The 13,896-nt window shown below is 50.8% G+C and carries 12 protein-coding genes; 6 read left to right on the plus strand and 6 right to left on the minus strand.

Features of this window, described 5'->3' with window-relative positions; all coding sequences use genetic code 11:
- The first annotated feature begins 160 nt into the window (after positions 1 to 160).
- Positions 161 to 415 carry a biofilm formation regulator BssS gene (bssS, locus tag RHD99_RS15475; protein WP_064547911.1) on the plus strand — a complete coding sequence of 85 codons (255 nt, stop codon included), beginning with the start codon at positions 161 to 163 and terminating at the stop codon, positions 413 to 415.
- An 87-nt stretch (positions 416 to 502) separates the two neighbouring features.
- Positions 503 to 1,633 carry an N-methyl-L-tryptophan oxidase gene (solA, locus tag RHD99_RS15480; protein WP_309875025.1) on the plus strand — a complete coding sequence of 377 codons (1,131 nt, stop codon included), beginning with the start codon at positions 503 to 505 and terminating at the stop codon, positions 1,631 to 1,633.
- A gap of 196 nt (positions 1,634 to 1,829) precedes the next feature.
- Here the strand turns inward: solA and trhO are convergent, their stop codons facing one another.
- The gene (trhO, locus tag RHD99_RS15485; protein WP_309875026.1) at positions 1,830 to 2,879 is read right to left on the minus strand and encodes an oxygen-dependent tRNA uridine(34) hydroxylase TrhO; all 1,050 of its coding nucleotides are present in this window, start codon (positions 2,877 to 2,879) and stop codon (positions 1,830 to 1,832) included.
- Between the two features lie 229 nt (positions 2,880 to 3,108).
- Between trhO and RHD99_RS15490 the strand changes: the two genes are divergently transcribed.
- The 3 genes from RHD99_RS15490 to RHD99_RS15500 all read left to right on the plus strand — a co-directional run bounded on the left by RHD99_RS15490 (position 3,109) and on the right by RHD99_RS15500 (position 5,999).
- Entirely contained in the window at positions 3,109 to 4,029 is a 921-nt protein-coding gene (locus tag RHD99_RS15490) for a Kdo(2)-lipid IV(A) acyltransferase (protein WP_183271934.1), read from the plus strand.
- Positions 4,030 to 4,172: 143 nt separating this feature from the next.
- Positions 4,173 to 5,399, plus strand: a complete 1,227-nt coding sequence (mdtG, locus tag RHD99_RS15495) for a multidrug efflux MFS transporter MdtG (RefSeq protein ID WP_309875027.1) — start codon at positions 4,173 to 4,175, stop codon at positions 5,397 to 5,399.
- A 225-nt stretch (positions 5,400 to 5,624) separates the two neighbouring features.
- Complete coding sequence (locus tag RHD99_RS15500; protein WP_183271936.1) at positions 5,625 to 5,999, plus strand: MysB family protein; 375 nt, start codon at positions 5,625 to 5,627, stop codon at positions 5,997 to 5,999.
- A 3-nt stretch (positions 6,000 to 6,002) separates the two neighbouring features.
- Here the strand turns inward: RHD99_RS15500 and RHD99_RS15505 are convergent, their stop codons facing one another.
- From RHD99_RS15505 to mdoG, 3 genes are all read right to left on the minus strand, one after another.
- On the minus strand, positions 6,003 to 6,224 hold the full coding sequence (locus RHD99_RS15505; protein ID WP_139878025.1) for a YceK/YidQ family lipoprotein: 222 nt from the start codon (positions 6,222 to 6,224) through the stop codon (positions 6,003 to 6,005).
- A 79-nt stretch (positions 6,225 to 6,303) separates the two neighbouring features.
- Positions 6,304 to 8,835, minus strand: coding sequence for a glucans biosynthesis glucosyltransferase MdoH (mdoH, locus tag RHD99_RS15510; protein WP_183271938.1), 2,532 nt, complete (start codon positions 8,833 to 8,835; stop codon positions 6,304 to 6,306).
- A complete protein-coding gene (gene mdoG / locus RHD99_RS15515; RefSeq protein ID WP_309879179.1) occupies positions 8,828 to 10,363 on the minus strand; it encodes a glucans biosynthesis protein MdoG in 1,536 nt (511 codons plus the stop codon). Before mdoG ends, mdoH begins: the two co-directional genes overlap by 8 nt.
- 294 nt (positions 10,364 to 10,657) lie before the next feature.
- Here mdoG and mdoC point away from each other — a divergent pair, with 294 nt between their 5' ends.
- Complete coding sequence (mdoC, locus tag RHD99_RS15520; protein ID WP_309875028.1) at positions 10,658 to 11,809, plus strand: glucans biosynthesis protein MdoC; 1,152 nt, start codon at positions 10,658 to 10,660, stop codon at positions 11,807 to 11,809.
- Here the strand turns inward: mdoC and RHD99_RS15525 are convergent.
- Both RHD99_RS15525 and ymdB read right to left on the minus strand, forming a co-directional pair.
- Entirely contained in the window at positions 11,806 to 13,290 is a 1,485-nt protein-coding gene (locus tag RHD99_RS15525; protein WP_309875029.1) for a phospholipase D family protein, read from the minus strand. The two genes, mdoC and RHD99_RS15525, sit on opposite strands and share 4 nt — an antisense overlap.
- Positions 13,244 to 13,768, minus strand: coding sequence for an O-acetyl-ADP-ribose deacetylase (gene ymdB, locus RHD99_RS15530; RefSeq protein WP_309875031.1), 525 nt, complete (start codon positions 13,766 to 13,768; stop codon positions 13,244 to 13,246). The genes RHD99_RS15525 and ymdB overlap by 47 nt, the downstream gene beginning before the upstream one ends.
- Positions 13,769 to 13,896: the final 128 nt, after the last annotated feature.

Here is a 13,896-nt window from a genome sequence, read left to right on the forward strand (position 1 = left end):
TTAACGCACAATCGAACCCTGTAATGTAAAAAAAGTGTTGCAGGGTATTTATTTCTTCGTCGAAATAGCTTAATCATTGATATACTTAACTGGCTTCACATTAAACAAGCATTAAACCTCGCGAACCGTTGTCTTAAACACACGTATAAAAGGGGTTATGATGGAAAAAAATAGTGATGTTATCCAGACCCATCCCCTTGTTGGATGGGACATCAGTACCGTAGATAGCTACGACGCACTGATGCTTCGCCTGCACTACCTGACCTCCAATACGCAAAAGCACGACGAAACTGAAATCGGTCAAACGTTATGGCTGACCACGGATGTTGCCCGGCAATTTATATCAATTCTTGAAGCCGGCATTGCTAAGATTGAATCTAGTGATTACCAGGTAAGCGATTATCGTAAGCATTGATTGCCGATGCTGCCCAAATAACACAAGGCACCGTAGAGGTGCCTTTTTTATTATTCTGTTTTGGCACAAAGAGAGGAGAAAAGCGCCATGCATTATGACCTTATCATCGTCGGAAGTGGGTCTGTGGGTGCCGCCGCTGGCTGCTATGCAACACATTCTGGCTTGAATGTCCTGATGATCGATAGCTGTCATCCCCCTCATCAGCAAGGTAGCCACCACGGCGATACACGCCTGATGCGCCACGCCTATGGCGAAGGCGAAAAGTATGTCCCGTTGGTGTTACGCGCTCAGAAACTTTGGGACGCATTACAGGAAATCAGCGGCGAGAAAGTGTTTCATCGCACCGGCGTGATTAATCTCGGGCCGTCTGATTCAACGTTTATCGCCACGGTGCAGCAAAGTGCGAAAAACTGGTCATTGCCGCTTGAAACATTGAGTGCTGAAGCAGTAATGACCCGTTGGCCACAGATAACCGTTCCCGAAAACTATCTCGGCTTGTTTGAGCCGAACTCTGGCGTACTGCGCAGCGAGTTGGCGATTAAGACCTATATTCGACTGGCAAACCAGGGTGGCTGTGCTCAGCTGTTTAATTGCCCTGTGACCGACATTCGTCATACCGCTGAAGGTGTGGTCGTTAACACGCAGGAAGGTGAATTCACCGCGGACAAACTGCTGATCAGTGCCGGAACGTGGGTCACCAAATTAATACCTGAACTGCCCATCACCCCGGTGCGTAAAATCTTCAGCTGGCATCAGGCGGATGGGCGCTACAGTGAAAAGAATCATTTCCCGGCTTTTACCGCCGAACTGCCTGATGGGGATCAGTATTACGGTTTCCCAGCGGGCGAGGATAACGAGCTGAAGCTCGGCAAACATAATGGCGGTCAGCCGATAAGCGAACCGCAACAGCGTAAGCCCTTTGGTGCCATCGCGACGGACGGAAGTGAAGTGTTCAGCTTCTTGCGCCAGATAATGCCAGGTGTTGGCGTCTGCATGCATGGCGCCGCCTGCACGTACGATATGTCACCGGATGAAGATTTTATTATTGATACCCTTCCGGGCCATGACAACACACTGGTGATTACCGGTTTGAGCGGACACGGATTTAAGTTCGCCTCAGTGCTTGGGGAGATAGCCTGTCAGTTTGCACTCGGCAAAGAGTGGAGCTTCGACCTTACGCCGTTCTCACTCTCGCGTTTTAAGGTTGCCATAGACTGATGTGATTGATACCCAAAATAATTCAAGTTGCAGGACAAGAGGCTTTAGCCTTTTGAACAGCGCTTGCGCTGGCCCCAAAGGGGCGAGGCTACGCCGAGTAACGCGGCGAATTCACTCCCCCCAGGAGCTTACTAAAGTAAGTGACTGGGGTGAGTGAATGAAGCCAACGCACATGCAGCTTGAAGTATGAAGGGTATTACTCGGGATCGGGGATCCCCAACGTAGTATTCAACGCGCCACGGGATTTGTTGAAAATCTTATTTCCATTTTCCCGTCCTGCACGACGGCGGCGTTGTTCTTCAGGAGAAAGCGCCAGCTCTTCACGACAAATTTCACTACAGCATCCGGTAAACTTCTCAGCACAACTTGGGCACTGAATAAACAGCAGATGGCAGCCGTCATTTTTGCAGTTGGTATGGTTGTCGCAAGATGCGCCGCACTGATGGCAATGGGCAATCACATCATCGGAAATGCGCTCGCCCATACGTTCGTCGAAAACAAAGTTTTTCCCGACAAAACGCACCGGAATGCCTTGTTCACGCGCACGTCTTGCGTACTCGATAATCCCGCCTTCAATGTGATAAACGTTCTTAAAACCATTGTGTAGCATCCAGGCGCTGGCTTTCTCGCAGCGGATCCCACCGGTACAATACATGACAATTTTCTTGTCTTTGTCTTCCTGAAGCATATCGACCGCTTTCGGCAACTGCTCACGGAAGGTATCCGCAGGGATCTCCATCGCATCCTGGAAATGACCCACTTCGTATTCGTAATGGTTGCGCATGTCGATGAACACCGCTTCCGGGTCGTCGAGCATAGCATTCACGTCTGCCGCTTTGAGGTATGCGCCGACATTGCTGGCATCAAACGACGGGTCATCAATTCCATCCGCGACAATACGGTCGCGAACTTTCATGCGTAATACCCAAAACGATTTGCCGTCGTCTTCGAGCGCAATATTCAGGCGCACGCCATTGAGTGCGGGATGAAAACCGTAAAGTGTTTCGCGGAACGCATCCACTCGGCTTTGAGGAACGCTGATTTGCGCGTTAATCCCTTCATGGGCGAGGTAAACGCGACCAAATACATTGAGCGATGTAAACGCCTGGTAAAGCGCATCACGAGTCGTTTGAGGTTCTTCAATGGTGAAATATTTATAGAATGAGATCGTGGTGCGCGGCTCAGTTTCAGCCAGCATGCGCACACGCAATTCTTCATTCGATATGCGGTTGTGTAACACTGGCATGGTGTTCGCTCTGCAATCGTTGAGAAAAAAGTGGGCTGCATCATATAGCAATTAACGTTAATTTACATCCCTGCATTTTGCGTAACATTTCCCTTATCTATCCGCACCAAAAACAACAACAGGTGGAATATCAAGCACTCTGCCACGGTTAATTTTGGATGATTCATAATTAATGTCACAATAGTCTGACTCAAGAAGATCCGGCATTTGCCGTCACAATAGGTTTTACATGACGAACTTACCGCAATTCTCGCGCGCACTACTTCATCCCCGCTATTGGGGAACCTGGTTAGGTATTGGCCTACTCTATTTAATTACTTTGCTCCCTTATCCCGTCATTTATCGACTCGGGCGTGGCCTTGGTCAACTTGCAAGACGGTTTATGAAACGCCGCGTCAGAATTACCCGCCGCAATCTTGAGCTCGCCTTCCCCCACAAAACAGCGGAAGAACGCGAATATTATCTCGAGAAAAACTTCGAATCAGTCGGCCTCGGCCTGATGGAAACCGGCATTGCCTGGTTCTGGCCAACCTGGCGTATTCGACGCTGGTGCGATGTTTCCGGTGTTGAACAGATTCATGCGGTTCAGGAAGCAAAACGTGGCGTGTTGCTCATTGGCATTCACTTCCTGACGCTTGAATTAGGGGCGCGAATGTTCGGCATGAACACGCCAGGAATCGGGGTTTACCGCCCGAATGACAACCCCCTTCTTGACTGGCTACAAACCTGGGGTCGTATGCGTTCGAACAAAAGCATGATCGACAGGAAAGATCTCAAAGGGATGATCCGCGCCCTTAAACAGGGCGAAATCATCTGGTACGCACCGGACCACGATTACGGCCCACGCGGCAGCGTATTTGTCCCATTTTTTGGCGTTGACGAAGCCGCCACTACCACCGGAACCTACACGCTGACACGGATGTCCGGTGCTGCGATTGTGCCAATGGTTCCCAGACGCAAACCGGACGGTAAAGGTTACGAGCTGATTATTCTGCCTGCAGAATTTTCACCCCCGCTGGAAACCCCTGAAGGCACCGCAATCTGGATGAATAAAATCATCGAGCAGTGCATTTTGATGGCTCCCGAGCAGTACATGTGGTTGCACCGCCGTTTTAAAACGCGCCCTAAAGGCGTGCCATCACGGTATTAACTTCGGTACCTGGGTGGCTTTTGCCACCCTTAACTCATTCTGAAATTGTATTTCAGAAACATTGCCCCACCTCGGCTTCAGGCGCATAATTAGCAAGGTAATAATTCCCACACACATCTTTCTCTGCCTTGAAATGGAGCGTTATGACTCTCCCTGAGAACACGATCAACTGGAAACGAAATCTCACCGTTGCATGGCTTGGGTGTTTTCTTACTGGTGTCGCATTTAGCCTGGTTATGCCTTTCCTCCCGCTCTATGTCGAACAACTTGGCGTAACCGGGCACAGCGCGCTCAACATGTGGTCTGGGATTGTTTTCAGTATCACCTTTTTGTTCTCAGCTATCGCGTCACCTTTCTGGGGTGGGCTTGCCGACCGCAAAGGCCGCAAGATTATGCTGCTGCGCTCCGCGCTGGGGATGTCCATCGTGATGGTGCTGATGGGCTTTGCGAGTAATATCTGGCAATTTCTGGCGCTTCGCGCGCTGCTCGGGCTGTTGGGCGGATTTGTACCCAATGCAAACGCGTTGATTGCCACGCAGGTACCCCGTCATAAAAGTGGTTGGGCGCTAGGTACGCTGTCTACCGGTGGTGTGAGTGGCGCACTTCTTGGGCCAATGATTGGCGGTTTTCTGGCGGATACTTACGGCCTGCGTCCGGTGTTTTTTATCACTGCTGCCGTGCTCTTTACCTGTTTCGTTTTTACCTTGTTCTGTATTCGTGAACAATTCACTCCCGTGCACAAAAAGGACATGCTTCACGCACGCCAGGTCTTCACATCACTCAAAAATCCTCGTCTGGTGCTAAGCCTTTTTGTCACCACCATGATCATTCAGGTCGCCACCGGATCTATCGCCCCGATTCTTACGCTTTACGTGCGTGAACTGGCGGGAAATGTCAGCAATCTGGCTTTTATCAGCGGGATGATTGCCTCTGTTCCCGGCGTTGCAGCACTGATCAGTGCGCCGCGACTGGGGAAACTGGGAGATAGAATCGGGCCTGAGCGGATTTTAATCTGCGCCCTAGTTTTCTCCGTCTTGTTGCTGATCCCGATGTCGATGGTACAAAACCCGTGGCAATTAGGCGTGTTACGCTTCCTGTTAGGCGCCGCTGATGGCGCGCTGCTGCCTGCGGTTCAAACCCTGCTTATCTACAATTCCAGCAATCAAATTGCCGGGCGTATCTTTAGTTATAACCAGTCATTCCGCGATATCGGTAATGTCACCGGTCCGTTGATGGGTGCCGCAGTTTCAGCCAACTATGGCTTTCGCACGGTATTTTTAGTCACTGGCTGTGTGGTTCTTTTCAATGCGCTTTACTCATGGATAAGCCTGCGTCGCCCAACAGAACGCGTGAGTGTTTCGGAAGATTAACGACAAATACCCAAAATAATTTGAGTTACATCGCGGCGGCAAGAGAACGAACCCCGATGAGCTTACATATGTAAGTGATTCGGGTGAGTGAACGTAGCCAACAAAGAGGCAGCTCGAAGTATGAAGGGTATTAATTTCATACTTGCAACTTTGGAGACAGCGTCAACAATTAACTTGAAATGACACCGGAGCGCGCTCCCTGACCTGTTTACAAAGGAGATCACCATGAGTTTATATGCCACGCTGGAAGAGGCCATTGATGCTGCACGCGAGCTCTACCTTGTAGAAAACCCCGAGCTTGATGAAGAGAGTGCCAGTGTTCAACAACTGAACATTCAAAAGTACATTCTTCAGGACGGCGATATTATGTGGCAGGCCGAGTTCTTTGCTGATGACAGCGAAGATGGTGAATGTTTGCCGATGCTCAGTGGTGAAGCGGCGCAAAGCGTGTTTGATGGCGACTATGACGAAATAGAGTTACGCCAGGAGTGGATCGAAGAAAATACGCTGCATGAATGGGACGAAGGTGAATTTCAACTTGAGCCGCCTCTGGACACCGAGGAAGGACAGACTGCGGCTGATGAATGGGATGAACGATAAGATTTATTCGTAAGGCCCATGGCTGGCATCAATCGGCAGTAACAGTGTGTCGAAGACCAGTGAAAAGGGCAAATCGAGCACCGTGATATAGCGCCAGGCGCTGTCACGCACATCCCACTGCACACCGGGGTAATACTGATTACCGTGTCCCTGCCCCGGTACAGCACGACTAATAATGCTGCCGCACCCACTGAGTACGCACGCGACCATTACCACAACAATCATTCTTAGCAATTTTATCTCCTGCCGCTGAGCGCAAAAAAATGCCGCCCCGAAGGCCGGCATTGATGACGCGATTCGCGCTTTATTTGGACGGTAATGCCTCTGGGTTCAGATTAACCGTTTTGTAGTTATCCACCCAGGACGAATAGCGCTCCGGGTTTGACCACACACGGTAATGCAGACGAGACATGGTTACCGGGTCGCTTAACAACACCAAGCGACGATCGCGATTGAGTTTCTCAGGCGTTTCATTCAGCGCCTGTTCAACGTGACGATCACGGGCAATCTCCAGCACTTGACTTGCACGGTGACGCGCCGTAGCCATCGCCGTAGCCAGGGCATTAAACGACGGGTTAAACACCGCGTGCATAAACCCATCATCCAGCGTACGGCTGCGGTTAAGCTTCAGGTAGTTATCTGTATCGACCAGAACCTGCGGAGGAGAATACTCTTCCGGGATCAGGAACAACTTCCAACGCTTAGTACGCAATCCGATTGTCGCACGGCTTGAAATCACCGAGACGAACGGCGACAGAATCAGTGAGAACACGATTGGCGCAAGCCAGAACAGGAAACGCAAATCCAACCACGCCATCCCAACAGCCCACACCAGCCCCAGCAGAAGCTGAGAACCGTGGCGCATGAATGCTTCGCCCCATGGTGTGGAGTCATCGTCGCGCTGTGGCGAGTTCCATACCACTTCCCAACCGAGGAACGCGCTGACCACAAACACGGTGTGGAACAGCATACGTACCGGAGCCAGTAGCACAGAGAACAGCACTTCCAGCAGCAGCGAAAGCGTCACGCGGAAGAAACCGCCGAACTCTTTCGAGCCTTTGCACCAAATCAGAATGATGCTCAGAAGCTTCGGCAGGAACAACAACACCATGGTGGAAGCAAACAACGCAATCGCCAGTTCCGGACGCCACTGCGGCCACACCGGGAATAGCTGGCGCGGTTGCAGGAAGTATTGCGGTTCTGTCAACGCGTGTACCACCTGCAAGGCAGTCGATAACGCAAGGAACATAAACCACAACGGCGCGGACAAATAAGACATGACGCCGGTCAGGAACACCGCACGGTGAACCGGGTGCATCCCTTTTACCAGGAACAGACGGAAGTTCATCAAGTTACCGTGGCACCAGCGGCGGTCACGCTTGAGCTCGTCCAGTAAGTTCGGCGGCAGTTCTTCATAAGAACCTGGCAAGTCGTATGCAATCCAAACGCCCCACCCTGCACGGCGCATCAGTGCCGCTTCCACGAAATCGTGAGAAAGGATAGAACCGGCGAATGAACCTTCACCAGGCAGCGGTGCTAACGCACAGTGCTCGATGAACGGCTTAACGCGAATAATAGCGTTATGCCCCCAGTAGTGGGATTCACCCAACTGCCAGAAGTGCAAACCCGCAGTAAACAACGGCCCGTAAACACGAGTCGCAAACTGCTGGCAACGCGCATACAGCGTGTCCATGCCGGACGCTTTTGGTGAAGACTGAATAATGCCCGCATTCGGGTTAGCATTCATCAAACGCACCAGGTTGGTCAGGCAGTCACCGCTCATGACGGAGTCAGCATCCAACACCACCATGTAGCTGTATTGATTGCCCCAGCGACGGCAGAAGTCATCGATGTTGCCACTTTTACGCTTCACACGGCGGCGGCGGCGACGGTAGAAGATCTGCCCTTCGCCCTGCACTTCGTTAATCAGCTCCATCCACGCTTTTTGCTCAGCAACACAGATATCCGGGTTGTAGCTGTCGCTCAGGATGTAAACGTCGAAGTGTTGCTGCTGGCCGGTCGCTTTTACCGATTCCCACGTCGCCCGCAGACCCGCAAAGACACGGTCTACGTCTTCGTTACAAATAGGCATAATCAACGCGGTACGGTTTGCCGGATCGATAGGTTCGTCGCCAACCGTTGAAGCAGAGATACTGTATTTATCTTTGCCCATCAGTAGCTGCAGGAAGCCCATCAACGCGGTCCAGAAACCGGCTGATACCCAACAGAACAGAATCGCAAACAGGATCAAGATGCCCGTCTGCAACACATACGGCAGCAGTTGCATGAAGGACACCCACAAATCCTGGCCGAACATGTCGGAAGGATTGATCAGTGCCCAGCCCTGATAAGGAAGAATGGTCTTCATGTACCAGGTTGCAACCACGGTCTGAGAAATCGTCAGCAGCAGCAGAATGTAACGTCGAATCGTCCCGACGGTACGCCATTTCTGCTCAGCTTCAGCTTCTTCTTTCGACATATAGCGAGGATTAACTTCCCGCCCGCGTAAACGATCCCAGAAACGACCGATCGGGTTGGTGCGCCACGGATCGGGGAACATAGAAGAACGCGTTGCTTTTGGCATTGCCTGCAACTGGGTGCGCCCTTCTTCATCCTCAATCAGTTGTTCACCGCCCAACGATCCTGGCCAACTCGCTTCGAGTCGGGCCTTTACCGAGGCTAAAGGGGAATCATCGGCTCTGTCATAGTGGTGCTCTTGCGCATCCAGCGCCTCATGCACCGCTTGCAGATCCGATGCAGGCAGAGCCGCTTTCTGCTCGGCAGAAAGCGGAAGGACATCAATATAAGCAGACGCAGTATCAGTAAACTTATTCATTGGCAGGTAGCTGGTAGCTCCAGGTTTCACTCAACGTTTGATCACCATTGACCAGCGCTGCACGCATTTCAGTCGGTTTCTTCTCATCTTTGACTTTCAGACGTACAGTCAAACGCCAGCCTTTGGTGACTGGGTTATAACGTACCTGGCTGTCAACGATTTCACCATTGTCACCAATGCTGGTTTGAGCTGTAACCGGCGTATCTTGCGGCAGTTTTTTCATATCCGCACCGACGTAATCAACGATAAATGCAATAGTGCCGTCAGGTTGGCGAATCAGATTCGACTGTTTAACATCACCGTTTGAGCGGCGAGTCTGCGCAACATACGCGTTATCTGGCGCATGCATTTTGTCTTCGTCACGGCTGAAAGTAATGGTGTACTTGAAGTTCATCTCTTTGCCTGGTTCCGGGAGTTGATCCGGAGTCCAGTAAGCAACGATGTTGTCATTGGTTTCATCGTTGGTTGGGATTTCAACCAGTTCGACGCGACCTTTACCCCAATCACCTTGCGGCGCAACCCAGGCACTTGGACGCTGATCGTAACGATCGTCAAGATCTTCAAAGCGCGAGAACTGACGGCCACGTTGCAGCAAACCAAAGCCAACCGGATTTTCTGTCGCGAAGGAACTCACCGCCAGATGTTTCGGGTTGTTCAGCGGACGCCAAATCCACTCACCGTTACCGGCATGGATAGACAGACCGTTGGAATCATGTAATTCAGGACGGAAGTTGCTGCCTGGTGATGGCTGATTTGGCCCAAACAGGAACATACTGGTCAGCGGTGCAACACCCAGCTTGCCCACTTTGTCGCGCAGATACACTTTCGACTGCACGTTAACCACCGTGTCACGGCCAGGGGTAATCACAAAGCGATACGCCCCCGTAGCACGTGGAGAATCAAGCAACGCATAGAGGGTCAGCGTTTTATCACCCGCTTTCGGGCGCTCAATCCAGTACTCACGGAAACGTGGGAACTCTTCGCCAGATGGCAAAGCAGTGTCGATTGCCAAACCACGAGCAGACAGGCCATAAACCTGACCTGAGCCAATCACACGGAAATAACTCGCCCCGAGCATGCTGACAATTTCGTCGTTTTTATCTTTGCTGTTGATCGGATAGAGCACTTTGAACCCGGCGAAGCCAAGATCTTTCACGGTGTCTTTATCGTGTTTTACATTACCGAAATTAAAGTAATCCGGGTTGTACTTGATCTTATGAACCGCAGTTGCTGTCACTTCATTGATAGCAACAGGGGTGTCGAAGTACATACCCTGATGATAAAATTCAAGCTTAAATGGGGTCTTTAACTTGCTCCAGTAGGCTTTATCATGATTGAACTGGATCTGCTGATAATCCGCATATTTCATGTCGCGGAAGAGCGAAGGCAGATTGCTTTTCGGTGCTTCGTAGCTTTTGCCCGCTAATGTTTTCGCTTGTTTTGCGACATCATCGATGGTGAAGGCCCAAACCGAGGTGGTATAAAGTGACAACATGACTGCCGCACCGAGCCCACACATTTTCATCATTTTTAGTTTATGTTTCATATTAACCAGCACATCCCCCTTTGTGTGCTTAAATCAATCCAATCCATTTTAATGGAAACTTCTGCTTTCCGACAACCAAATACCCGCATTGTTCAGCGCACTGGCTCAGCCTTTAAGCAAAAAAAGACAACTGCTTACGCTTTCAGAGCCCATCCAGGAGACAGGATGTCATGGTTAGTGTAGGGTTGCCACGGAATTGATACCGTTCGGGACTTCAAGCCTATTGGGATATGTTCTTAAGGATAAGGCGATTCGTCCGATAATGTCTGGAGTATTATGAGTAAAGCACCACAACAACGCGAGTTTTTCCTCGATTCAATCCGAGCCTGGTTAATGCTCTTAGGCATTCCGTTTCATATCTCGCTTATCTATTCAAGCCACCACTGGCATGTCAACAGCGCTGAAGCCTCATGGGGATTAACCCTGTTTAATGACTTCATTCACGCCTTCCGTATGCAGGTGTTCTTTGTCATTTCTGGCTATTTTTCTTACATGCTTTTTTTGCGCTACCCGCTTAAACGCTGGTGGAAAGTACGCGTGGAGCGTGTTGGTATCCCGATGTTAACTGCCATTCCGTTGCTGACTCTGCCGCAATTTTTAATGCTGCAACACGTTAACGACAAAGCAAAAAACTGGCCGGGTCTTACCCCTTACGAAAAATACAACACACTGGTTTGGGAACTGGTTTCCCATTTATGGTTCTTGTTAGTGATGGTGGTATTGACGACAATTTGTTTGTTTTTGTTTCGACAAATGAAAGCCCGTCTTGAGAAGACACCAGAAAATAACGCTTCCGCCATTACGTTAGGAAAGCTCTCAATTGCCTTCCTGGGCTTCGGCTTTTTATACGGCGCCATTCGCCGCACTATTTTCGTTATTTACTCACCGATATTAAGTGATGGTCTGTTTAACTTTGTGGTGATGCAGACGCTGTTTTATCTGCCATTCTTCATGCTGGGTGCTTTAGTGTTTGTACGCCCACAACTGAAAGCCCTGTTCACGACCCCGTCACCATGGTGTGCTGCAGGTGCGGTCGTGGCGTTTTCTGCCTATCTGCTGAACCAGCGTTACGGCAGCGGTGATGCCTGGATGTATGAAACCGAAAGCGTCATCACGATGGTATTAGGACTGTGGATGGTCAACGTGGTGTTCTCACTTGGCCATAAACTGCTGAACTTCCAATCCCGGCGCGTCACCTATTTCGTGAATGCATCACTGTTTATTTATCTGGTGCACCACCCACTGACGCTCTTCTTTGGCGCCTATATCACGCCGCATATTGATTCAAATATTGTGGGCTTTATTACGGGGCTTATCTTTGTGGTGGGTACAGCGATAGTTTTATACGAAATCCATCTGCGCATTCCGCTGCTGCGTTTCTTATTCTCCGGCAAACCGCAGAATGTGGCGGTCAAAGTGGCAAGTTAGAGTAACCACTCAATAGGCAAGCGATAAACTAACCGCACCAGGGCCCGTTGCCAGAAACGGGTGTGCGGTTCTTTCTTCCAGACGATCTCTTTGCCCTCACAGTTTTCCACCCAATTCACTCGCCCCCAGCGGTCTAAACGCAGCGCCCATGCGGCCTCTTTTTGGCTCTGCGTGAAACGTTGGTGGATATCCTCCGCCAGTGCTGCGCTCTCTATCACAAATCCCATTTCGGTATTGAGCATGGCTGAGCGCGGGTCAAAATTGAATGAGCCGATAAATACTTTCTGCTTATCCACGCTGAAGGTTTTGGCGTGCAAACTGGAGCCCGAATGTCCGGTTAGACCCCGGTCGCGCGGCCTGCGAGGGCCGTTGTTTTCTGGTTTTAATTCATAAAGTTCGACGCCATGACGGAGCAATTTTTTACGCCAGCGTGCATATCCGGCATGCACCACCGCGACATCGTTGGCGGCCAGAGAATTGGTGAGGATGGCTATTTTCACCCCTTTGCGCACCAGACCGAGAATTTGCGCGACACCGGCACGAGTCGGGACAAAATAGGCAGAAATAATGTCTATTTCCTGTTTTGGCAGGCCAATCACGTTGATCAGACGCTGTGGGAGCAACGTATGATTGCGCGCCCTTCCCTGCCCCTTACGCGGATCGTCACTGAGCAAACGGGTTTTAGCCCAGTACATATTTAACCTGCGAGCCACAAGATCCGTCGCAAACTGGCTGGTGGTCAGGCGATCAAGATAGCGTCGCGCCGTCGGATCGTTACGCCAGTCGTCGGGTAATTGTACCCGTTGCTGTAGAACATCGGCGTCAACGTCCAGGACTTTGGCAAGCGTCGAAACGCACTGGCTGTTCCAGTAGCGCTCAAAATCCTGGCTGACATTGCCCACCACCGGGCCAACCGCCAGCACATCTAAATCTGAAAACAGCGGTTGTTTACCGACGCCAAAATAGGCATCGCCGACATTGCGACCACCAACAATCGTTGTTTCACCATCCACGGTGAAACTCTTGTTGTGCATCCGGCGATTCAGACGGGCAAAGTCGGTTAGGTAACCAATGGCGCGAAACAAGCGAAATGAGAAAGGATTAAACAGGCGAACTTCAATGTGCGGATGAGAGTTAAGAAGCTCTAAAATATTATCCAGCCCATTGGTGTTGTTATCATCAAGCAACAGCCTGACTCTCACTCCGCGGTCAGCTGCCGCCAACAATGCACTAAATAACAGCCGCCCGGACATATCGTCCTGCCAGATGTAATACTGCACATCGAGGGTATTTTCCGCCATGCCGCACAACAGATAACGTGCGGTAAACGCATCAAGGCTATCCGCAAGAGGATGAATACCGCTCACGCCAGGATGCTCGGCGAGCGCAGGAGTAATCGCTCTCCCCAGGCGGGTGGCGTGATGATTCCTCACGTTAGAGCTGGGCAAGTAGCTGTTGATAAATCTGGGTATTTTCGTCATCGAAACAGACGAAAACGACTTCTTCGGGCAACGGACGCAGACCGATATATCGATAAACCGTATCGACAGCTATTTTCGCGGCCAACTCTTTTGGGAAAGCATAGGCTCCGGTGCTGATTGCCGGAAACGCGATAGTGCGATAACCATTGGCTGCGGCTAAATCCATGCTGTTGCGGTAGGTTTGTTCAAGCAATTCAGCTTCGTTTTCTTCACCACCGCGCCACACCGGGCCGACCGCGTGAATCACCGCTTTAACCGGAATATTTCCAGCTTCAGTAATCACCGCATGCCCAGGTTGACAGTCGCCCTGTTGACGACGAATGACTTCACAGGCCGCCAATAATGCAGGCCCAGCCGCACGATGAATTGCGCCATCAACACCACCGCCGCCCATCAGGGAGGAATTCGCCGCATTGACTATCACGTCAACTTTAGCGTGGGTGATATCGCCTTGTATCACCGACAATCTTTCGCTCATTGGGAAATCTCCAGTTAGTCTTTGAGAGTAGTCTAAACTTGCCGGACCACTGACGTATACCCCAAAAAATTCAGCTTACTGAGGAATTACCTCTGACATCTACCCTCTGATTTTTCTCGATTATCCGA

The organism is Buttiauxella selenatireducens, assembly GCF_031432975.1.
Lineage (GTDB): Bacteria > Pseudomonadota > Gammaproteobacteria > Enterobacterales > Enterobacteriaceae > Buttiauxella > Buttiauxella selenatireducens.